Origin of the sequence: Streptomyces sp. NPDC005302 (assembly GCF_040607345.1) — a bacterium.
Classification (GTDB): Bacteria; Actinomycetota; Actinomycetes; order Streptomycetales; family Streptomycetaceae; genus Streptomyces.
Genome location: NZ_JBEXGN010000023.1, coordinates 1 through 21,611, shown reverse-complemented (window position 1 = coordinate 21,611; position 21,611 = coordinate 1). Strand labels below are relative to the sequence as shown.

17 protein-coding genes are annotated in these 21,611 nt (G+C 66.5%); 10 read left to right on the top strand and 7 right to left on the bottom strand.

Going from position 1 to position 21,611, the window contains the following annotated elements:
* Positions 1-272: 272 nt before the first annotated feature.
* The 7 genes from ABZT74_RS28185 to ABZT74_RS28155 all read left to right on the top strand — a co-directional run bounded on the left by ABZT74_RS28185 (position 273) and on the right by ABZT74_RS28155 (position 7,915).
* Positions 273-2,528 carry an MMPL family transporter gene (locus ABZT74_RS28185; protein WP_356439166.1) on the top strand — a complete coding sequence of 752 codons (2,256 nt, stop codon included), beginning with the start codon at positions 273-275 and terminating at the stop codon, positions 2,526-2,528.
* Positions 2,529-2,865: 337 nt separating this feature from the next.
* Entirely contained in the window at positions 2,866-3,537 is a 672-nt protein-coding gene (locus tag ABZT74_RS28180; RefSeq protein ID WP_356439163.1) for a DUF4097 family beta strand repeat-containing protein, read from the top strand.
* An 80-nt stretch (positions 3,538-3,617) separates the two neighbouring features.
* Complete coding sequence (locus ABZT74_RS28175; protein ID WP_356439160.1) at positions 3,618-4,589, top strand: ATP-binding cassette domain-containing protein; 972 nt, start codon at positions 3,618-3,620, stop codon at positions 4,587-4,589.
* On the top strand, positions 4,586-5,362 hold the full coding sequence (locus tag ABZT74_RS28170; RefSeq protein WP_356439157.1) for an ABC transporter permease: 777 nt from the start codon (positions 4,586-4,588) through the stop codon (positions 5,360-5,362). The genes ABZT74_RS28175 and ABZT74_RS28170 overlap by 4 nt, the downstream gene beginning before the upstream one ends.
* 358 nt (positions 5,363-5,720) lie before the next feature.
* Positions 5,721-6,251 (top strand): hypothetical protein, encoded by a 531-nt coding sequence (locus ABZT74_RS28165; RefSeq protein ID WP_356439154.1) that lies wholly within the window; start codon positions 5,721-5,723, stop codon positions 6,249-6,251.
* A 246-nt stretch (positions 6,252-6,497) separates the two neighbouring features.
* On the top strand, positions 6,498-7,373 hold the full coding sequence (locus ABZT74_RS28160) for a hypothetical protein (protein ID WP_356439151.1): 876 nt from the start codon (positions 6,498-6,500) through the stop codon (positions 7,371-7,373).
* Between the two features lie 74 nt (positions 7,374-7,447).
* Positions 7,448-7,915, top strand: a complete 468-nt coding sequence (locus tag ABZT74_RS28155) for a hypothetical protein (protein ID WP_356439148.1) — start codon at positions 7,448-7,450, stop codon at positions 7,913-7,915.
* Between the two features lie 163 nt (positions 7,916-8,078).
* On the opposite strand, the gene ABZT74_RS28150 is transcribed toward ABZT74_RS28155, so the two are convergent.
* The 4 genes from ABZT74_RS28150 to ABZT74_RS28135 all read right to left on the bottom strand — a co-directional run bounded on the left by ABZT74_RS28150 (position 8,079) and on the right by ABZT74_RS28135 (position 13,243).
* The gene (locus tag ABZT74_RS28150; protein WP_356439144.1) at positions 8,079-10,115 is read right to left on the bottom strand and encodes a tetratricopeptide repeat protein; all 2,037 of its coding nucleotides are present in this window, start codon (positions 10,113-10,115) and stop codon (positions 8,079-8,081) included.
* Positions 10,116-10,297: 182 nt separating this feature from the next.
* Positions 10,298-10,774: a hypothetical protein gene (locus ABZT74_RS28145; RefSeq protein ID WP_356439141.1), complete on the bottom strand. Its 477-nt coding sequence runs from the start codon at positions 10,772-10,774 to the stop codon at positions 10,298-10,300.
* Between the two features lie 375 nt (positions 10,775-11,149).
* A complete protein-coding gene (locus ABZT74_RS28140; protein WP_356439138.1) occupies positions 11,150-11,533 on the bottom strand; it encodes a peptidase inhibitor family I36 protein in 384 nt (127 codons plus the stop codon).
* A 723-nt stretch (positions 11,534-12,256) separates the two neighbouring features.
* Entirely contained in the window at positions 12,257-13,243 is a 987-nt protein-coding gene (locus ABZT74_RS28135; RefSeq protein ID WP_356439135.1) for a helix-turn-helix domain-containing protein, read from the bottom strand.
* 179 nt (positions 13,244-13,422) lie between these two features.
* On the opposite strand from ABZT74_RS28135, the gene ABZT74_RS28130 reads away from it, so the two are divergent.
* On the top strand, positions 13,423-14,391 hold the full coding sequence (locus tag ABZT74_RS28130) for a LysR family transcriptional regulator (protein ID WP_356439132.1): 969 nt from the start codon (positions 13,423-13,425) through the stop codon (positions 14,389-14,391).
* Between the two features lie 743 nt (positions 14,392-15,134).
* Positions 15,135-15,707 (top strand): transcriptional regulator, encoded by a 573-nt coding sequence (locus ABZT74_RS28125; protein WP_356439129.1) that lies wholly within the window; start codon positions 15,135-15,137, stop codon positions 15,705-15,707.
* Positions 15,708-16,287: 580 nt separating this feature from the next.
* Here ABZT74_RS28125 and ABZT74_RS28120 read toward each other — a convergent pair.
* From ABZT74_RS28120 to ABZT74_RS28110, 3 genes are all read right to left on the bottom strand, one after another.
* Positions 16,288-16,902: a hypothetical protein gene (locus ABZT74_RS28120; protein ID WP_356439126.1), complete on the bottom strand. Its 615-nt coding sequence runs from the start codon at positions 16,900-16,902 to the stop codon at positions 16,288-16,290.
* Positions 16,899-17,375 carry a hypothetical protein gene (locus tag ABZT74_RS28115; protein ID WP_356439123.1) on the bottom strand — a complete coding sequence of 159 codons (477 nt, stop codon included), beginning with the start codon at positions 17,373-17,375 and terminating at the stop codon, positions 16,899-16,901. The genes ABZT74_RS28120 and ABZT74_RS28115 overlap by 4 nt, the downstream gene beginning before the upstream one ends.
* Positions 17,376-17,470: 95 nt before the next feature.
* Complete coding sequence (locus ABZT74_RS28110) at positions 17,471-18,166, bottom strand: hypothetical protein (protein ID WP_356439120.1); 696 nt, start codon at positions 18,164-18,166, stop codon at positions 17,471-17,473.
* A gap of 565 nt (positions 18,167-18,731) precedes the next feature.
* On the opposite strand from ABZT74_RS28110, the gene ABZT74_RS28105 reads away from it, so the two are divergent.
* Positions 18,732-21,245 carry a hypothetical protein gene (locus tag ABZT74_RS28105; RefSeq protein WP_356439117.1) on the top strand — a complete coding sequence of 838 codons (2,514 nt, stop codon included), beginning with the start codon at positions 18,732-18,734 and terminating at the stop codon, positions 21,243-21,245.
* Positions 21,246-21,611 lie beyond the last annotated feature (366 nt).

Sequence of the window (21,611 nt, the reverse complement as noted above, 5' to 3'; positions counted from 1 at the left end):
TCGAGCGCGTTCCGGCAGGCTGCCGCAGTGCCCAGGTGCGTGCCGGACGGGGCCGGTGGAGGGTGGGCGCGCCTCGGCCAGGGGGTGCGTGGGGACCGTGTTCCGCCGTGCCGCGAGGCCCGCTGGGGGAACGCTGGGGAATCGCTGGAGGCGCGCTCGAGGGCTGTCCCGGGAGTGGCGGAGAAGCACCGCCAGCGTAAGTAAACCGCCACTGCGGTTTGTTACCCTGCGCGGGTCTTGGTGCCATCCGATCCCGACGGGAGCCCCCCACCATGGCGACGTTGCTCTACAGACTGGGCCGATTCGCGTTCCGCAGGCGAGGCCTGACGGTACTGCTGTGGCTGCTCGTTCTCTTCGGCGCGGGATTCGCGGCCTCCTCGGCACCCGCGCCCCCCGCCGACACCTTCTCCATGCCCGGTACCGAGTCGCAGAAGGCCTTCGACCTGCTGGAGGAGAAGTTCCCGGCCGCCGGCGCCGAGGGCGCCAGTGCCCGGGTCGTCGTCCGCGCCCCCAAGGGGGAGCGGATCACCACGGCCGAGAACAAGAAGGCCGTGGCCGCTCTCGTCGGCGACCTCGGCGACAACCCGGGCGTCATCCGGGTCACCGACCCGTTCACGGCCGGCGCGGTCAGCAAGGACGGCACCACCGCCTACGCGGTGGCCACCTACAAGGCCAGTGCCACCGAACTCACCGACGCCCAGCACGACGCGCTCGACAAGAGCCTTCGCACGGGCCGCGGCACGGGCCTGACCGTGGAGGCCGGCGGCGACGCGGTCAAGGTCGACACCGCCATGAGCGGCGTCGGCGAGAAGATCGGCGTCCTGATCTCCGCCCTCGTCCTGCTGATGACCTTCGGCTCCCTGATCGCCGCGGGCATGCCGCTGCTGACCGCCGTCATCGGCGTCGGCATCGGCATCAGCGCCATCACCGCCCTGGGCAGCACACTCGGCCTGTCCGCGACCACCTCCAACCTGGCGATGATGCTCGGCCTGGCCGTCGGCATCGACTACGCGCTGTTCGTCGTCTCCCGCTACCGCTCGGAGAAACTGGAGGGCCACGACCGCCAGGAGGCCGCCGGACGGGCGGTCGGCACCGCGGGCTCCGCCGTCGTCTTCGCCGGACTCACCGTCATCGTCGCGCTCGCCGGCCTGAGCGTGGTGAACATCCCCGTCCTGACCAAGATGGGCCTGGCCGCCGCCGGCACCGTCGCCGTCGCCGTCCTCATCGCCATCACCCTGGTCCCCGCCCTCCTCGGCTTCGCTCCCATCCGCGTCCTGCGCCGCCGCGACCGTGCCGCGTTCCGCACCAAGCCCCTCTCCGCCCGCCGCCGGCGCAAGGCCGCCAAGCAGGCGGCCAAACAGGCCAGACGCCACCCCAACCTCGGCGCACGCTGGGCCGGTTACGTCCTGCGCCACCCGGTCGCCGTCCTGCTGGTCGGCGTCGTGGGCCTGGGCGCGCTGGCCGTGCCCGCCGCGAGCCTGCGCCTGGGCCTGCCCGGCGAGGGCACGATGGCCACCGCCACCACCCAGCGCAAGGCCTACGACATGCTCTCGGCGTCCTTCGGCGACGGCTTCAACGGCCCGCTGACGGCCACCGTCGAAGGCCCCGGGGCCGCGGCCGCCGCGAAGAAAGTGGCCCAGCGCTTCGCCGCACAGGACGGCGTCGCCTCCGTCACCCCGCCGACGCTCAACCCGGCAGGCGACACCGCCCTGTTCAACGTCATCCCCACCAGCGGCCCGGGCAAGGCCGCCACCGAGGACCTGGTCCGCTCCCTGCGCCAGAGCGCCGGCAGCCTGGAGAACGCCACCGGCTCCGAAATCCTGATCACCGGTCAGACGGCCCTGATCATCGACTTCTCCCACACCCTGGACAAGGCGCTGCTGCCCTACCTCGCCCTCGTCGTGGGCCTGGCCTTCCTGCTCCTGATGGTGGTCTTCCGCTCCGTCCTGGTCCCCTTCAAGGCGGCCCTGGGGTTCCTGCTCTCGGTCGGCGCGGCGCTCGGCTCCGTCGTCGCGGTCTTCCAGCAGGGCCACCTCGCCGGCCTCTTCGGCATCGACCAGCCCGGCCCCATCGTGAGCACCATGCCCATCCTCATGATCGGCGTGGTCTTCGGACTCGCCATGGACTACGAGGTGTTCCTCGTCAGCCGCATGCGCGAGGCCTACACCCACGGCGCCACCCCCGCCGAGGCCGTCGTCACCGGCTTCCGCTACGGCGGCCGCGTCGTCTCGGCCGCCGCCATCATCATGATCAGCGTCTTCTCCGGCTTCATCGCCGAGGACAACGACCTCGTCAAGATGATGGGCTTCGCGCTGGCCTCCGCCGTGCTCTTCGACGCCTTCGTCGTCCGCATGGCGATCATCCCCGCCCTGTTCGCCCTCCTGGGCGCCAAGGCATGGTGGCTGCCCAAGTGGCTCGACCGGCTGCTGCCCAACCTGGACGTCGAAGGCGCGCAGCTCGGCCACGACCCCGCCGGCCCCCCGCTGTCCTCCCGCCGCCCGAAGCGCGAGCGCGAACTGATCCGCTGAGCCACAGCCCTCCGGCACCAGGCCGGTACGAGGGCTTGGCCGGGCAACGCCACGACGCCACCGGCCGCCGGCCGGTGGCGTCGTGGCCGCTACCGACACCGCCCCGCTGCCGCCCTACGCCCACGGATAGCGTTCACCTCCAATCATTGCAACAACGTGCGCAGGAAGGCGTTGCGTTATGCGCGAGACCGTTGCAACAACTTTCGCGCATCAACCAGCGCTTACCGCAAGCTTGCGCAATAACGGTGTTGTCAGAACCGTGAATGCAACGTAGCGTTTCTGTCATCGGAAAGCGCGGGCGCCGTTGGGGCGCGCGATGCAGGAGAAGGAGAGCACGATGCAGAAGTTCGACAGCCCCGCCCCCGTCTCGGCCGTCATCGACATTCCCGCGGGCCGGATCCAGGTCATCGCCGCCGACCGGTCGGACACCACGGTCGAGGTGCTGCCGGCGAACGCCTCCAAGAGCCGCGACGTGAAGGCGGCGGAGCAGGTCACCGTCACCTACGCCGACGGCGTCCTGCGCATCGAGGCCGCACCGGCCAAGAACCGCATCCTCGGCGGCGACTCCGGATCGGTCGAACTCACCGTCCACCTCCCCGTCGGCTCCCGCATCGAAGCCAAGACCGCAGCCGCCGACTTCCGCGCAGCGGGCCGCCTCGGCGACGTCACCTACGAAGGCGCCCAGGGCGCCCTCGAACTCGACGAGACCGCCAGCGCCCACCTGAGCCTCATGGCAGGCGACATCACCGTCGGCCGCCTCGGCGGACCCGCCGACATCAGCACCCAAAAGGGCGACCTCACCGTCACCGAAGCCACCGACGGCACCCTCACCCTGAACACCCAGTCCGGCGACATCACCGTCGGCGCCGCCCACGGCATCTCCGCCACCCTCGACGCCGCCACCACCTACGGCCGGATCAACAACGCCCTGAAGAACACCGACGGCACCCCTGGCCTCACCATCCGCGCCACCACCACCCAGGGCAACATCACCGCCACCAGCAACTGACCCCCCGACACCCCACCCACGACACCCGACATCCGACCCACGACACCATCACCACACGCAGCCTCAAAGGAGTACCCCTCATGACCAACCTGGCCATCGCGGCGCACGGGTTGCGCAAGTCCTTCGGTGACAAGGTCGTGCTCGACGGCGTCGACCTGACGGTCCCCGAGGGCACCGTCTTCTCTCTGCTGGGTCCGAACGGTGCCGGCAAGACGACGGCCGTGAAGATCCTCTCGACGCTCATCACCCCGGACACGGGTTCGGGCCAGATTCAGGTGGGCGGCCACGACCTGGCCACGCAGGCGCAGGCGGCTCGCGCGGTGATCGGGGTGACGGGCCAGTTCTCGGCGGTGGACGGTCTGATCACCGGCGAGGAGAACATGCTCCTCATGGCCGACCTGCACCACCTGTCCAAGGCGGAGGGCCGGCGCACGACGGCCGAACTCCTGGAGCGCTTCGACCTGGTGGAGGCGGCGAAGAAGCCCGCCTCGACCTACTCGGGCGGGATGAAGCGACGCCTGGACATCGCGATGACCCTCGTCGGGGCCCCGCGGATCATCTTCCTCGACGAGCCGACCACCGGTCTCGACCCGCGTTCGCGTCACACCATGTGGCAGATCATCCGGGAGCTGGTCACGGGTGGCACCACGGTCTTCCTCACCACGCAGTACCTGGAGGAGGCCGACGAACTCGCCGACCGCATCGCCGTCCTGAACGACGGAAAGATCGCCGCGGAAGGCACCGCCGAAGAACTGAAGCGCCTCATCCCCGGCGGACACATCCGCCTGCGCTTCACCGACCCCACCGCCTACCAGAGGGCCGCGGACGCTCTCACCGAAGCCGCCCGCGACGACGAAGCCCTCGCCCTCCAACTCCCCAGCGACGGCAGCCAACGAGAACTGCGCACCATCCTCGACCGACTCGACACCGCCGGCATCGAAGCCGACGAACTGACCGTCCACACACCCGACCTCGACGACGTCTTCTTCGCCCTCACCGGCAACACCACCCTCCCCACCCAGCCCGCCCCGTCCAAGGAGACCGTCCGATGAGCACCCTCTCCCTCGCCGTACGCGACTCCACCACCATGCTGCGCCGCAACCTCCTCCACGCACGCCGCTACCCCTCCCTCACCCTCAACCTGCTGCTCACCCCCGTGATGCTCCTGCTGCTGTTCGTCTACATCTTCGGCAACACCATGAGCGGCGGCGCGGGCCGCTCCGCCTACATCGCCTACATCGTCCCCGGCATCCTGCTCATGACGATCGGCTCCACCGTCGTCGGCACCGCCGTCTCGGTCGCCACCGACATGAACGAAGGGATCATCGCCCGCTTCCGCACGATGGCCATCCACCGCGGCTCCGTCCTCTTCGGGCATGTCGTCGGAAGCGTCCTGCAGGCGATCCTGAGCGTGATCCTGGTCGGCGCGGTGGGCGTCGCCATGGGCTTCCGCTCGACGGATGCCACCGTCCTGGAATGGCTGGCGGCCTTCGGCCTACTCGCCTTCTTCGCCCTCGCGTTCACCTGGATCGCGGTCGGCATGGGCCTCGGCAGCCCCAATGCGGAGGCGGCCAGCAACAACGCCATGCCGCTGATCCTGCTGCCGCTGATCTCCAGCGCCTTCGTCCCGCTGGACTCGATGCCCGGCTGGTTCCAGCCGATCGCCCACTACCAGCCCTTCACCCCCGCCATCGAGACCCTCCGCGGCCTCCTGCTGGGCACGGAGATCGGCAACAACTGGTGGATCGCCCTGCTCTGGTGCGCAGCCCTGAGCATCCTCGGCTGGCGCTGGTCGCAGGCCCAGTTCAACGCCGACCCCAAGTAGCAGGCAGACAACGCGAACCCGTTCCACCCCAGGGCGGCGCACCCCGACACGGTCGGAGTACGCCGCCCTGCGCATGCGACGGACGCCCGACAACGCACCTCGGAGCGACCCAGGCTCTCCGGCGTAGCGTTCACAGCCAATCCATTGCAATGATCGCAAGAGGATCTGTTGCGTTACAACGGATCCATTGCAACAAAAACAGTGCCTCCACCTGCTAAAACCCTGATCCCGAGCGATAAATACGTTGTCAAATCCATGAATGCAACGTAGCGTTTCCATCATAAGAAACAACGAAGCGGCGGCCACGCAGACCACCGAGAACGAGCTCCGCAGACCAACAGCCAAGAGGAGGCGAACCATGAAGACAACGCAGAGCCGGCAACAGGCCACACCCAGCGCCTACATCGCCTTCGCCCGCTTCACCCTCCTCGGCGGCACCGTAGGACTCGCCTCCAGCCTCACCGTGGCCGCCGTCGCCACACAGATCCCCTGGGGCCTGGCCAACGCCCTCGTCACCATCCTCTCCACCCTCCTGGCCACCGAACTCCACGCCCGCTTCTCCTTCGGCGCAGGCGGACACGCAACCTGGCGCCAGCACACACAGTCAGCCGGCTCCGCAGCCGCCGCCTTCGCCCTCACCTGCACCGCCACACTCGCCCTGCACCAACTGGTCGCCACCCCCGACGCGATGCTCCAGCAGACCGTCTACCTCGCAGCCTCCGCACTCGCCGGCGTCGCCCGCTTCGCAGTCCTGCGCCTGGTCGTCTTCGCCCGCAGCCACACACAGACCCCAACCACCAGCCCCACCAGCCATCGAACCCACACAGGGCCGACCGACACCCTCGCCACCGTGCCAACCGGCCCGGCAACGCTCTGCCAGGCCGCCTGACCCCACAGCTCGGCGACAGCCCCCGGACTGAGGTGATCCGGTCGCGGTGAACTCATCGGGCAGGCCCCCTCGAAAGCGGATCCCCGATTCGACGCTGCTCGAATTCATGGTCCTAGCCCGGCGATGTGGTCACGCTGAGGCAGGTCTGGGTCGGCCGAAAGCGAGAGAGGGCCGACGCGAGGTGTCTCGGGGATCAGGGGAACCGGTATGCGGCGAGTGTCAGTCCTGGCTACGACGTTGGCCGTCGTGACCGCCTTGGCGGCCGGATGCGGCAACGCACAGACGCCGCAGGGCGCGTCGGCTTCCACCTCGCCGAGCACCTCCCGGGCACTTACCGATGCGGAGGCGCTCCGTATCGCCGACGCCCAGCAGGTACTGGTCCGAAAGTGCATGGAACGCGATGGCTTCACCTATTGGGAAGCGGAGCGCCCAAGCCTGGAGGAAAGTCGCACTCTGGGCTACGTATTGGACGATGTCGACTGGGCGCGCCGTCACGCCTACGGGAGCCGAATCTCCGCGCAGGAAGACCGCCGACGGCGCACCGACCCCAACATCGCCTACCACAAGAGCCTGTCCGCAGAGAAACGCACGGCGTATGACGAGGCATTGGACGGAGGGCTCCAAGCACCTGTCATCTCCGCCACGCTTCCCGGCGGCGGTGTCGTCCAGAAACGGGAAGGAGGCTGTGTAGCGGAATCCGAGAGGCGGCTGTACGGAGACGTGCGGGCCTGGTTCCGCGCAGAAAAGACCGCTGGCAGCCTGCAGCCGCTCTACGTCCCCAAAGTGATGGCCGACGAGAAGTTCAACGCGGCACTGAAGGCCTGGTCGCAATGCATGAACCACGCCGGTCACCCCTACCCGGACCCTCAGGCGGCCCGCCAGGCCGCCGCCCAGCGATCAGTTCGGCTCGGCGTCGACAGAGCGTTCCCCGGTGAGCGTGATCTTGCCGTAGCCGATGCCACCTGCGCCCGGAAGACCTCACTGAAAGCCATCGGCGAGGCACGCGAAGCCCACTACGTCAGCGAACTGCCCAAGCGGTACGAAAAAGCGCTGGAAACCTGGCACGAGTTCCAACATCACGCCCTGGAGTGCGCCCGCCTCCTCGTCGACGCACGCACCTGACATCACAGAATTCCCCAACCGTTACGGCCGAGAACGTTCGCCGAAGCGGCAGCAGCGACACCAAGGAGTCAACCATGCGCACATTAGGCACGTTCGTCGTTGCCCTCAGCCTGTCCGTATTCGGGCTTTCCGTCACCGGCACCGCGGCGCAAGCCACCACCGAAGGGGACATCTGCAACGCCAAATGGCCGGGCCGCAACGGCTCCATGCATGCCTGGGATGGGACCGACTGCAGCGGCGACTACCTCGGCGGAACAACCGGAAACGACCTCAACTGGGGAGACGGAATAGGCGGATTCACCAACGCCAACAACCGAGCCTCCTCCGTCATGAACGCAGGATTCTTCGGAGGGAGGGACATGGTCGCCTTCTACTTCCTCCCCGGCGGCACAGGATCGTACGCCTGCCTTGCACCAGGAGAGCTCTATGCCGACTACCTCGGCGACAACACCTTCACCAATGGCGCCAACATGAACAACAACATCATGGCGCACAAATGGGTCACTTCCGCCGACTGCGCCGCGGGCAGCTGGATCACCTGACCCATCACCGCCTCACCTGCTCCAGAGCATGCAGCGCGCTCGTGCTCTGACAGCTGTCTGGCATCACTGCCAAGACGACGGCGCCTGCCGGCAGGGCCGAAGAGCTACTTCAGCTCTTCGGCCCAGGCAAGCATGCGAAGCGCGAAAGCGCCGGGCAGCGGTATCAGTTCCCACCGATTCCGGGTCCCATCCCCATCTCTCCTTCGGCAACAGACACCTGCATCAAACGACGCTGAGTGTCCAAGGTACTCGGGTGCGAGGCACCAAGCCGCTCACGGCGCAGAGCGAGAACGGCTTCGAATTCGGAGCGTGCCGCCTGAAGTTCTCCTTGGTCCTGCATCACTCGAGCGAGATCATGTCGTGTGTCGAGCGTCCCAGGATAAGCATCGCCGCGTAATTCTCGTTCGACGCCAAGAATCGCTTCGAGTTCGGAGCGTGCCCCGGCCAGATCTCCCCGACTGTGCAGCACGCGAGCGAAGTTGTGCCGACTGGCCAGAGTGCTGGGATGCGCTTCGCCAAGCTGTTCTCTTCGCACGGCGAGGACTGCCTCGAACCCTGTGCCGGCCGCTCGCAAATCGCCTTGGTCGTGCAGTATCCGAGCAAGCTCGTGCCGAGCGGCCAAGGTCTCCTCGTGGGTGTCGCCGAGCTGACCCTGGCGAAGGGTGAGGATTGCCTCGAATTCCGAGCGGGCTTGGGGTAGTTCGCCTTGCTCACGCAGGACACGGGCAAGCTCGTGCCGAGTAGTCAAGGTCTCCTCGTGGGCGTCGCCGAGCTGGTCCCGGCGCAGAGCGAGAACGGCTTCGACCTCCCGCCGGGCTTGGGGTAGTTCGCCTTGCTCACGCAGCACACGGGCAAGCTCGAGCCGGGTGACCAGGGTGTCGTGGTGACTCTCGCCCAACTGTTCCCGGTACACCGCGAGGACCGCCTCGAACTCTGAGCGGGCCTGTGCGTGAAGGCCACGGGTCCGAAGATACTGGGCGGCCAGGCTGGCCGATGTGGCCGCTGCCAGGAGGATGCGGCCCGGCAACGGCTCAGAAACTGCACGGTGGAAGACGTCGAGAATGTGGGGTGTCAGCAGCCGCCAGTGCATCCAGAACTCGGGCTCGTGCGGCGTCCCGGTCTCAGCAGCGCCCGCCGCGGACTGCAACAAAGAGGCGGCTGTGACGAGAAGAGCAGGATTGCGACAGGTGTCTCGTACCAGCGGATGGAGCTGAAGAACCGGAAGGTCAGTGACGCCTGGACCGCGCAGATCAACAAGGCCGAACGCGGCCAAGCCGGTCAGATGGTCCCAAACCGCGGATCCACTCAAGGCGTTGAGACCGTCCGGTGCAGAGGCCAGACGCTCGGGAGTGAGCAGGAGGGAATAGGGAAGTTCGGCATCGGCGAAAGCAGTGATCAGTTCGAGCAAAGACCGAGCATGGGTCTGGCCGCGCTCTTCCAGCAGTCCGACGGACAGGGACAGCGTGCGTGCCAGGACGTGATCGGAGTCCAGCCGTTCCACTTCGTGCTCCCAAACTCGTCGGTAGTCGACGTAGGTAGAGGGCGTCCCGCACGGACGGAAGGCGCCTGGCGTCTGGTGCACGGATGTGAGGTAGGTGCCGGCGAGCCGCAACGTCAGAGGCAGACCGCCCAACCGTCCGGCGAGTTCCCGCGCCTCACCGTGGGTTCCGGCAGAGCTGTGGGCATGGTCCTGCAGGATATGGGCCGCATCATCTAGATGATCGCCGGTCAATGGATGGATGGGGTACAGCCTCGACACCGGTCCCCACACCGCGACCGTACTGTCGCGACTGGTTACCAGGACCGCACCATTGCCTCGGCCGGAGACCAACGGGCGAACCCAGCCGGTTCCGGCGCTGAGATGACCGGGGCCATTGAGAAGGGCTACATCGTCTGCGCTGTCGACCACCAGCAGCCACCGCTCCCGCAAGCACTCCAGGTATGCCCACACCACATCGGCGGTATCACCGTTGCGCAGTTCTTCCTCGGAGGCGCCTGCCTGACGGGCAACGGCACGCATCCCTGCTTCGAGACTCGCGCCCCGCTGACCGTCCACCCACCACACGCGCCACCCGGCGCGCACCCACGACGCGGCCACTTCGACTGCCAGGGCAGTCTTGCCGCAGCCTCCCATGCCGCACAGCACCGAAATCCGGTACCCGCCGGGGCGAGCCAGAGAAGCTTGCAGACGTTGCAACACGTCCCCTCGGCCACGTATCGGGTGCTGCGGGTCACGCAACCCCAGAGGAGGCGCCACTGTCACGGGATCTGGAATATCAACCGGACGGCTCCCCACGTAGATCGAACCAGCTCGCAGACTGTAGGCAGACAGCCCGCCACCGACAGCCGACACGAGCAGCGACGACGATTCCGCCGGGTCGTTCAAGAGCGGGCTGGACCCGGCTGAGGAGGGTTTCCCAAACTGATATCACCCTTCACATTGGCCACACCTGCAGCGAACGAACCACCCTCGGCTACCAAACGGACCGCACCGCCGACCGCAAGCCCGTAAGCGCCCGCCGCAGGAACTACTGAAGCCGAACTCAGCGCCGCCCACGCTTCGACCGCAGCCTGTAAATCGGCGGCGAAAGCAGCGTCTTCCCTAGCCGCCTCGGCCAGAACCTGCTCGACACGGGTACGAGTCAGCGCGCTCGGCTCCTCTTGTCCCGCCTCAGCCTCCGCCTGCAGACGGATCAGCTCAGCGTCCGACCCGAGTCTGCGAACGACCACCTCGTGCACTCGGTCCATCGCCGAGTCCAGGACGAAGTCCACCTCGCCATCGGCCCGCCCCCCGACCCGGCGCACCTTGTTGACCGCCCAGGCAAACACACACGCCACCGCGACTTCGATACCGGTCACAGTCCCCCCACGCCAGACATTGCGTAGCGCACTTACGTCGGGCCTTCCCAACAGGTCGCAGTGCCAACCACGGGTAGGCAGGCTCCTCGTATGCCTTGCGCGATACGACGCATCAAGAGGCCTCAACCGCATGATGCCGAGCAGACCGTCCGAGGCGCGGCGCGCGACATCCAAGCATGACAAGCATGGCCATTACGGGCACCAGGACTGGCAGATCCACGACAGTATGGCGGTCGTGAACTCAGTACAGGCGGGCGTCGGGAATCCCGGGCTGGGACGCGCGTCCTCGACCGTCCGGATCGCCGACACCGGCAGCTAGACGGTCGAGGACACCATCACGTGATGACGGGATTCCCCACCGGGCGACAGGCGAGCTCAGCCGCAGGCGAACTTGGTGATCGAGCTGAACCGGTTGTCCCACTCGGGAAAGCGCGACGGCAGGTTGGTCTGTGTACCGCCGAAGACCGTCCAGCAGCCGCCGGTGTAGTTGTACCCGTCGTGCAGGGCGAAGGCTTCGCTGTTGCGGTTCCAGTACGACGACGTCCGGTTGTCCATCGACTGACCCCGCAGGTCGGGGGAGCCCGACGCGAACCACGCGATCGTGCCGGTCCCGTCGACCCCGTCGAAGATGCAGAAATACCCGTTGGGACAGCGGCTCCAGCCGGCCGCAGGCGCCGCCTCCGCCGACTGGACCGAGGTCGTGGCCAGTGCCAGAACGAGGGCAGCGGTAGAACCCAGCGCCGCGAGTGTCTTACGCATACGTTTCCTCCGATGATCGGTTCCGCCTGTCCGAAGGGACAGTCCTCATGACGGCGGGCAACCCACCCCGCCGTAGTACGTCGCCCCATCCCTCCAGCAGGTCAGACGTAGCAGGCAGAGACATATCCGGGAACGCGCGTGCGCAGGTCCAGGACGAGTTGCCAAGCCGCGGTGCTGGTGCCGTCAGGGCAGTCGACCCTGGGGCCGGGGTCCGTCTGGTACCAGTGCGCGCAGTCCCCGCGATTCGCCTGGCCGACGATCCGCCCGCCCGGCGTGGCCCGAATGTTGATTCCCGTGCCGCGGAAGTCCGTATAGGCCCCTCCGATCTGACAGGACTGAACGGCAGCATCTGTAGACGGAGCCGGTGCTTCCGCTGCCGCCTGGGCCGGCGCAGCAACCGCGACGACGGACAAAGAACAGGCCACGATAGTCGTACGAAGCAATCTGCCGGTATGCATGAATTCCCCTGTCGAACGCCGAATCACGGTTCCTTCTCCAGGGCCGCACGGTGTATCGATCACCGCGACGGCCACCGCACCGAGCCTGGAACCTCGACGAAGCAACCGCCAATGCATTCGAAGCAAATCGAAATGTCACCGGCGCCCACCACGACAGAGCAGAATCAAGAAGGCGACGCAGGAGACGCCGACAGAGCGCGTAACCCGCCGCCGGCCCTCCCCCGACACAGGCGCCACCGCGACCGATCCGGCGCAAACGGGCCCGTCACGCCCCGTCGAGAACCCGCAGCCCAAGCGGCGTGACAGCGTGAACCACGTACTTCCCGCAACGACGGCTACTGACCAGACCCCCATCACGCAACGCACTCATCTGGTAAGTGAGACTCGACTGCGCGATACCCACGACACGAGCAATGTCCGTCGACGTCCGTCCCCCACAACTGTCACGACCGGCAAGAGCCTGAAGAATGGCGGCACGCGTCCGGCCGAGCAACCGCGAGGCACCCCTCCCACCGTCCCGAGCCAAATGCCAGGCCGGCTTGGCCACCGGATACACCAAAGTCGGCGTCAGATCCGGATCCGCCAGCGCCGTCGGCCGACGCCAGCAGAAGAAAGAGGGCACAAGAAGCAGCCCGCGGCCCCCCAGAAACACGTCACGGCTCACCGGATAATCCACCTCAAGGACCGGATCCCGCCATCGCGCATAGGGCGCCAAACTCTCCAGAAGCCCCCGCACACCACCACCGAGCAGAGACTCCGAGCGCAGACCGACATCGACCCCCACCTGACCACGCACGCGCGACAGATGAGGCCTCAGCAACGTATCGAAGTACGTGCGAAGCGCCCGAACGACTCTCACCAAATCGACAGAGTCCACCCGCGGACCCCCAACAGGCCCACGCAACCTGGCCTGCGCAGCGTTCAGACGTCCCACCTGGTCAGCCACCACACGCGCCGGTGTCGCCCCGATCGCATCCAACCCCGCCGCAAAATCCCCGGACACGTCGGGAGTGAGAAGGTCGGGAATGTAACCGTGGCTAGGCACGAGACCGCGCAACGGCGACAACGCCACACGCAGCCTCTCGTCACGGCGGATCCTGTCACGCGTCGCATCGCGCCACACCCCGAACTCCGCCCGCCCATCACCCGTCTTTAATCGACAGATGCTGCAGACGATCTCCCACAGAGGATCCGGGCCACGAGACACCCGAACCCTCCTCAAGTCATCCTCAGTGAAATGCAGACGAAGCATGCCGCCCTCCCCAATTCCGTCACGACCGACAGGGGGGAGGCGCTCACCGCCGCACGGCAGAGGCCACCGCGCTCAACAGCGCGGCAGAACAGACCCCTTGATCCATTCTTGTCCAGCCCCGGGCATCAGAGCGGCCGAGAACCGAAGGGAACACTCAGCGATTCGATAACCTGCACTCTATGGTCGCCCGGGGGACGCGTCACCGAAACGCCCGAGAGCCGAGCCTTCACCAGTTACGCCTCTTCCTCGTACTGGCGGAAGAACTCCACTTCGGACGGGCAGCCGCTCGCATGTTCATCTCCCAACCGGCGCTCAGCCAACAGATGCGCGCACTGGAGCAGCGCCTCGACATCTCCCTGCTGGAACGCCGCAGCGGCACCCTGACCCTCACCCCGGCGGGCCACGCACTGGCCGAGCAAGCCAAAGAAGTACTCCGCGCCATGGCACAACTGCTTCAGGTCTCCCACACACACGCCGGCACCGTACGAGGCCGACTACGCATCGGTTCCCTCGGCGCGGAAGCAGCCATGCCACACGCAAGAACCGTCCTCGACCGCCTGCACAACCGCCACCCCCACCTCGAGGTCGAAGTCCTCAACCTGAACTTCGTCGAGCAGTTCGACGCCCTCGCAGACGGCACCGTCGACGCCGCCTTCCTGCGCGCACCACTGCCCTCCAGCTTCCAAAGCATCCAACTCGCCACAGAGCCACGCGTGATCTGCCTCCCGGCAGACGACCCGCTCGCCAACGAAACACAACTCACCCTGGCCCAGATCGCGGACCGCGCCGTGGTGAACATGCCCCCCGAAGTGCCACGACAGTGGTGGGACCACCTCACCATCAACCCACGCCCCGACGGAACCAGCGTGCGCTACGGTCCCGTAGTCCGCGACACCGAAGCCATGGTGCTCGCGGTCTTACAGAAACGAGCCATCACGTTCTTACCGGCGGCCGCCCGCCGCCTCTACCCGCGCCCCGGACTCACCTACGTGGATTCCCCCGAGCTCGGCAACTCCGTCTCCTGCCTCGCATGGCTCCCGGCCAACCGCGACACACCCGCCGTACACGCCCTGCGCGCCGCAGCACACCCCGACAACCCATCAGCCGCGGGCGAACCACGACCCGACAAAACCGGCACAGGGGAGTAACCGCCTTGCCCCGCCTTGCCCACCGAAGAGACCGCCCTGATGACAGGATGGCCCTCCCAACGATCCAGAGGGTCATGAACGTGCCCACACCAGCCGACCACCTACAACTGGCACACACCGAACACGACAGCTCCACCCTGCACCAACTCGCGCGCTGCCCCTATCCCTTCGTCTGGCACGCTCTGGCTTCCAACCCATACACGGAGTCCCGCACTCTGCTGGAACTCAGCACGGCCCAAGACAGCAGCTGGAACGACAACAGACTCCTTCACCTGTTGGCGGAACATCCCCGCACGGACCGCACAGTGCTGCTGGCAGTCCGAGACGCCACGGCAGCGAAACTCGCAGAGGGAGAACGACCCTACGCGGCAGTACTCGCACTGGCAGCACGGACAGAACTCACGGCCACGGAGGTACGACAACTCGGCACTCTCCGCGGCGCATCCGCCCGCCTACGCCGCCAACTCGAACTACGCCTCGAAGTCCGTACCGCCTGAGTAATTCGCTGGACGCAATCCCTCGAAATCGGCGACGAACCACCGCACACTCCAGACGTTCCCGATGACTGCCGCCGGCGCAGACTCTCAGACACCAAGACTCTATCTCCTCTACTCACCCGCACAGAAACTCTCGCACGGCATAAGCCAATACTGATGGAAGAATTGAGTCGAGAATGACCTTCTTGCGTTGCAAGTTCAGTTAGAATAGGGGAAGTTCGCCGAGCAGTCAGGAGTGAGGGCAGGATGCCGGAAAAGAACATTGATTTCGGTAAATTCGGCGCTCGTGGCATCAAGGGCTACGAAGCCGTCGCCCGGCAACTCGACAAGCTCGCCGGCTACATCGCCACCCCCATCACAGCAAAACGAGGTCTGCTGGCCCGCCTGCACTACCTGACCCGTACCGACCACGCCCGCGCAGCTGCACGTGAAGCCGGCCTCACGGTCACCGACCGCACCCTCAAAGCCTGGCTCGACGGGAAGCGCACCCCGTCCAAGAAGAACCTGGAACGCATCGAGACCGCCTACAGGACAGTGCGCCGGCAGAACGTCGCCCGCTATCTCCTGGGCCGCCTCAACCGCGAGGGCCGCGGCACACGAGTCGAGCTGCACCCCCTGAACCAGTCCCAGGTCGACCGGCCGCGTCAACGGATCGTGGAATACCGAAGCCTGAACATCCGTCACTGGGATGCCGTGGTACGAGCCTGGGCCGACGGAGACGACGAAGCCCTGGACGAAGCCTGGATCGACCAGATCGTGGACCTCGGCTCGCAATGGGGACAGTACGAGTACGTGACCAACGTCGGCTTCGCGGCGTGAGCGTACGGCTGGCCGGGGGAGTGGGCGAAGCGCGCACCGTGAGGTCGGCTCACACGGTCGGCGGATCAAGCTGTCGACCGGCTGAGAACGCCGGCGGTTGGGGCTGTCCAGGGCGTGGCTCGCCGGGGGAGCTATAAGCCTTCCGCTGCACGCCAGTCGGGCAGGGCATCCTTCCAAGGTGATCTGGTGGCAGGCCGACGCGCGGGTCGTCCACCCATGCTCTCCATACTCGCGGCAGCCGAACCGGCATTGCGACGTCGGCTGCTCCAGCAGGTTGCCGAGTTCCGCTTCGAGCCCTGTGATGGCGTGCTGGGCCCCGGCCTCGCCCCACCTCCCAACCGTGTTTCCGGCCATCGCGACGCGTACGCCACCGAATGTCCCGGTACGGCTCTGTACAACCAGCCGCCGACCCTGCGTACGTGGGCCGCCGGACCCGTCGCCGCCCTCACGGTCACGTCGGTCACCGGCGCCAGCCTGTCGGGTGGCACCTATCTGACTAAGGGCGCCGTCACGATCAACTGGGCTGCGACCACTCCCGCTTCACTCATCACGAAGTGCGAGGTCCTCGTCGGCAAGGGCCCTACCAGTTGGTCAGGTCGACGAGGAGGTCGCAGTGCGGGTCGTCTGGCGCCGGCTGTCGGTACTGCTCTTCCTCGACGAGGGAGGCCAGGGAGGCGATGAGTGCGGTGGCGGGCGTCTCGGTGAGGCGGATGTCGGCGCCGATGATGCCGGGACGGTCGGTGCGCTGCACGTACAGGCGCAGCAGTCCGCCGCCGTGCATCAGGAAGCCGATCAAGAACGGGTCCTCGTCGTCACCGGGTCCCGACAATGCCTGCACGGCGGTGAGCGCCCGCCCCTGCTCGGGCTCCGGCTCCGGGGCGATCTCCTCCGGGCGCAGCCGGATGAGTGTCATCCCCATGACCTCCTCCACATCGCTGCTGCTGTAGAGCTGGGGCCCGGTCAGGACCGCTCTCAGGAGGCCAGGAACGTAGTAGGGGGTCACGGTGTCGTTGGGGATCTCGTAGAGGAAGTCCCGGGCGTGCTCGTCGTCCCCGGCACGGATCGCGACGCGTACGGCGCCGGGTGCGGGCAGGACACCGCGCAGGCGGCAGTACTCGACAATCGGAGCGTTCAGGAAGTACAGCAGGCGCCGGGTGATGTCCGCCTGCTGCTCGCGGTCTTCAGGATCGGTCACGGATGCATCCATGCGGGGCACTTGTTGTTTCTCTGGTTGTGGCAGAACGCGTTGATGACGCCGATTTTCTGTCCCCTGCCTGCGTCGTACAGCCCGTCTTTCGTCTTCCGGGTGTACTGAACGATGACGGTGAACTTGACCTGCCGTGGCCGTGGGCCAGTTTCGAAGGCGACACCGTCGTACTCCAGGCGGCCGTGGTGGTCGTTGCGGTCGACGTTGCCGTGGATGGCTGCGGCCAGCGTAGAGCACTTGTGGATGTTGTGGCGGGTGGTGAAGTGGTTCCAGCCGAAGCCGGATGTGCCGAAGCGGGTGACGATGTGACGGCCGTCAGGGTCGGTCGCGTTGCAGTGCACCCGCTTGTCCCAGGGGTGCGGTACGACCGGGCCGGGCCTGGCCAGTGCGGACGATGTGAGACCTGACAGCAGCGTCGCGGTGGTCAGGGCAGTGGCTGTTAACGCCGTGATCTTCTTCATGGCGCTGATCACATCATGGTGCTAGAGGTGTCAAAAGGGACCCTTCAGCCGAACTGTAGTTCTATATTGGCCAGTTCATGGACGCTACGAAGTCACTAGCTGGTCCAGGGCAGGCGAATGGCTTCAATCTCGAGGTCCCTGAGTAGTGCTTCAACGAGGGAGTGGGGGCCGCAGACCTTCGTGCCCCACAGGTCGTAGTCGGTGCAGATGACCCAGGAGCGGTCGGTGACCCACAGGTTGGACGGGGTTTGCAGGATGTCCGGGTTGTCGAAGAGGGACCGGGCGTCGCCCAGGCGCCCGGAGCGGACGTGGCCCTTCTCGAAGTCACCGGTGATGAGAGGGCTGTAGTACGCCAGACAGGCGGTGTCTGCTCCGTCGAGGCTATGGGCGGTAAGGAACCGGATCAGCTGGTCCCATGTCGGTCTGTCGAGACTGCCCTCGGCCGGCCATTCGATGGTGCCGGGCCCGATGTCCGCCGTATTCGTGGAGGGGAAGCAGTGGAAGCAGGGGTACAGCCCCTGTGGAACGATCGGATCGCCGATGCGGTCGGCCAGGTCAGCCCAGCGCAGCCGCTCCCATCCAAGGCCGGGGTGCTCGTCCCTGCTCTGGCTGTCGTTGACCGAATTGCTCGCGGACGACCCTCGCTCGTACATGGCGCCGAGCACCCAGGCGGCGTCGGGCCGCCCGGGTGCCTCGTAGCCGGTGAGGCCGTCGTCCCGAGTGAGCTCCGTGAGCCAGTCGGTCTCGGAGGCGGGCGCGAGGGGCCACTGGGCGAGGATGTCATCGGGCATCCGGTCAGGCTACGGGCCCGGGCCGCGGCGGAGTCTCTGCGGGCACAGCGCTAGAGGGACCGTCGGCTCCTGAGCGCTTCACGTCCCAGGTCGTAGGCCATCGCGGAGACGTTCAGCACGACCAAGGGCCAGACCTGGCCCGGAGTGTGGGGAAGATGCCCGCCCGCAATGGCCGTGGCAAGGGCCCCGCTACCGACGACGGCTGTCGCGCCTACGGCGCTGGGGCGGCGTGGCGTTGCCAGCTCCAGAAGGAGACGGCTTCGGCCTTCGAGTGCGGCAGAGGGTACAGAAGGGGCGCTCGCTCGCTGCTTCTTGCGGGGCGGTTGGACAGTAGACACGGCTCTCCCTGTGATCTGGCATGTGCACGCTCGGTGACGATGCGGCCAGGATCGCTAGCCGCCCTCCGAGCATCGCCCCCGCCGCTGTTGCGCAGGAGGCGGCAACAGCCGCCGTTCGAAACGGCGACGGTCAGTGTTGCCAATTGCGCCGGAGACAGCTGCCGGCGAGGCGCCAATCGCTAGATTCTGAGGGTCGTTGTCCCTAATAGCGATGCGCTGAGGAGATCATGACCACATCAGGCGGCAGTCTGGCGCCCTTGCCTGAGGATCTCCCGCTGGAGAAGAGACTGTTCGCAGATTCCCTGCGCACCGTTTTTCAAGGGCTCGACATCGGCGTGCGCCGATACGCCAGTCGCTACAACCATCACCCGAGCACTGTCAGCCGCTACCTCAGGGGGATCCGTGTTCCTGAATGGAGCTTTGTCTCCACCCTGTTGAGCGCCGCCTCAGAGAAGACGGGGCAGCCGATCACTGACTCAGTCGAAAGGGAGCTGCGAAAGCAGCACAAGGACGCGCAGCAAGCGCACAAGCCTGCCGACGAGTTGCAAAAGATCGAGGAGCAGCTGGCAGCCACGGATACGCTGGCCCGCCGGCTACAGGTACGGGAAAACGCTCTGGCCGCGCAGCTTTTGGACCGTCAGCAAGAGCTGGAGGAGCTACGCGCACAGAACATGACCACCGAGGTGGAACTGACGGAGCTTCAGCAGGAACACGCCGGCGCGATCGTCCGCTGGGAGGATCTGCACGACCGGATGTACGGGCACTGCGCCGCCCTGGAGGAGGTAGTAGCGCGACTGCGTGCCGCTCTCGCGGACGTGCAGCAGCAACGGCGCGTGGCCGAGGAACGCTGCGTCCAACTTGAGCAGCGTCTTGTCGCGGCAGAGGAGCTGCTGGCGCAGGGCATCTCCGGAGCATCCCTCATGGATGTACTGGACGCTACCGACCGCTCGGCGTCCGTCCCCGAGCTGCTCCAGCTCGTTGGCGGGCTGGTAACCAACACCCGCCCCGCCACGGCAGGAGACCTTGTCACCTCGGTCCTGCGCTGCCGGCCGGTGGACGATGTCCAGGATCTGCTGGCGGGGCTGTACCGGGCAGGACTGGGCAAGTACGCAGACGCCGCACTGCCCGCCATGGTCGCCATCCGCAGTGCGCACGAGATCGCCGTCCTTGTCAGTGAACTGCTCCAGTCCGGGCTCCAGGACCCCGTAGTCCCCGTACTTCGGGCGTCGGTCGAACTGCACACTCCGCAAGACCTAGTGGGCCTGGCATCCACGCTGCACCGGTCGGGACTTGAGGAAGCAGTCCTGGTCGTACTGAGCGCAGCGGCCGCGAGCAGACCGGTTGACGACGTTGTGGCCATGTATGAGGCCCTGACCGAGAGCCCCCTCCAGCACCACATGCTGGAGTCCGCTGCCGAGGTGACGAGGGAACGCCTCTGCAACGACCTCGTGTTGCTGATCCTGGCGTGCCATGAAGCGAACCTGACTGCACTCGCACAGGCGTTTCAGTCAGCCGTAGCCCTCCAGCGGTCCGCCTCTGACGTCGCCGAGCTCATGGGGGCTCTGCACCGCGGTGGACGCACCGATGACTTCAACGCCGTCTTCCGGGCGACCCAGCAGCGCAGCCCGGACCATTTGGCCACGCTTGTCTCCGCCCTGCAATCGGCTGACCTGCACGTTGCTGCCTCGAACGTCTTCCCCCAGGTACTCAGGAGCCGACCCGTTCCGCAGGCCGCGAAGATCATTGCTGACTTTCATCTGGCCGGCCGCTACCAGCAGGCGGCAGACACCCTCACGATCGGACTGTGCTCCCTGCCCCCGCACGAGTCCGCCCACCTGATCAGATGCCTCGACTCGCTTCCCGTCGGAGTGAACGGCTCGTTGAAACTCGTGGCGGAGGCCGCCGGCCAGTGCAGCGCCGCGGACGGAGCTGAGATGGTGGACACCCTGTTCGACTGCGGACTGCACGATCACGCCGTAGCCGTCTGGTGGAACACCATCACGTCACGGCCCACAGGCCACGCCGGGGCGGTACTGCGCGGTCTGAGGGCACGAGGATCCCGCCACGTCCTGCCGGAAGGGATCTGCACCGACGAGAGCCAGCATCGTGGTGCACCCGAGATCGCAGCCCTGTGCCGAGCTCTGTACGAGGCGCACCTTGACGATCACCTTGACCAAGTGATCACGGAACGTTTCTTGGACAGGCCAGCTCCCGAGGCCGTCCTGCTCCTGAGGAACATCATGCAACCTCGCCCGCCCCGGCAGGATGAGCTGTCCGGTGGAAGCGTTCCCGAACTCGTCAGCACCAGGCGCCTCGCCGATCGTCTGCTCACGACCCTTGCCCGGCGACGGCCCCCGAGCGTGCTCTTGGAGCACTACCAGGCGCTGGTTGCCTACGGCCTTCATGACAGTGCTCGCCGCTTGGAGTCTCTCGCGTCGACCGACCCCCTGGGCGAATTCGCGGTCACCCTCGTCGCCTGGCGGACGAAGGGCAAGCCGGTGCGGATGCATTCCCTGCGATGGGCATACTGGAGCACACGGCAGACGATCCGTCATCGATTCGGGCGCCAGTCGTCGTTCGCGCCCACGGCGCTTTTCCCGGCTCACTGGGCAATGAGCGAGCACTCCCTCAGAACCGAGACTGACGATCCGGCGTGGGCGGGCGTTGATGATTTTCTTGCCGACACAGGCAAGCCGTCCATTCCGGAATCCGGCCTTACGCCCCACCGCGTCGGCTGGTGATGGCGCCGGCTTCGCGTCATGCCCGACGGAACCTTCCCTTTCGCCTTGTCGACCTCGCTGCGTCCGGCAGCCGAAGGGCATGACCCACATCAACGGCGGTCACCAGTACCCTCCACCCCTCCCGAACCTACGAAGTTATGGCTGAACCGATTACTCGGCCACTGATTCCCAGACGCCGCTGCGTTATAGCGTCTTCGAATCATCGACCTGCCCTGCAGGGGTCTGCGGACCTTGTGGCCGTGCATTTCTGAGAACCAGCCAGTGCGCTGCAAGAGGGCAACTGATCTATTTTGCAGGCGATTTGAGGCATTCACTGTGACCAGGGTGATGGTGGGTCGTTGCGTGTCTTGTGAGTCCACGACGCCC

Coding starts and splice junctions, on each gene's coding strand:
- ABZT74_RS28185 (WP_356439166.1), top strand. CDS start 273: ATGGCGACGTTGCTCTACAGACTGGGCCGATTCGCGTTCCGCAGGCGA.
- ABZT74_RS28180 (WP_356439163.1), top strand. CDS start 2,866: ATGCAGAAGTTCGACAGCCCCGCCCCCGTCTCGGCCGTCATCGACATT.
- ABZT74_RS28175 (WP_356439160.1), top strand. CDS start 3,618: ATGACCAACCTGGCCATCGCGGCGCACGGGTTGCGCAAGTCCTTCGGT.
- ABZT74_RS28170 (WP_356439157.1), top strand. CDS start 4,586: ATGAGCACCCTCTCCCTCGCCGTACGCGACTCCACCACCATGCTGCGC.
- ABZT74_RS28165 (WP_356439154.1), top strand. CDS start 5,721: ATGAAGACAACGCAGAGCCGGCAACAGGCCACACCCAGCGCCTACATC.
- ABZT74_RS28155 (WP_356439148.1), top strand. CDS start 7,448: ATGCGCACATTAGGCACGTTCGTCGTTGCCCTCAGCCTGTCCGTATTC.
- ABZT74_RS28140 (WP_356439138.1), bottom strand. CDS start 11,533: ATGCGTAAGACACTCGCGGCGCTGGGTTCTACCGCTGCCCTCGTTCTG.
- ABZT74_RS28135 (WP_356439135.1), bottom strand. CDS start 13,243: ATGCTTCGTCTGCATTTCACTGAGGATGACTTGAGGAGGGTTCGGGTG.
- ABZT74_RS28130 (WP_356439132.1), top strand. CDS start 13,423: ATGGTCGCCCGGGGGACGCGTCACCGAAACGCCCGAGAGCCGAGCCTT.
- ABZT74_RS28125 (WP_356439129.1), top strand. CDS start 15,135: ATGCCGGAAAAGAACATTGATTTCGGTAAATTCGGCGCTCGTGGCATC.
- ABZT74_RS28115 (WP_356439123.1), bottom strand. CDS start 17,375: ATGAAGAAGATCACGGCGTTAACAGCCACTGCCCTGACCACCGCGACG.
- ABZT74_RS28110 (WP_356439120.1), bottom strand. CDS start 18,166: ATGCCCGATGACATCCTCGCCCAGTGGCCCCTCGCGCCCGCCTCCGAG.
- ABZT74_RS28105 (WP_356439117.1), top strand. CDS start 18,732: ATGACCACATCAGGCGGCAGTCTGGCGCCCTTGCCTGAGGATCTCCCG.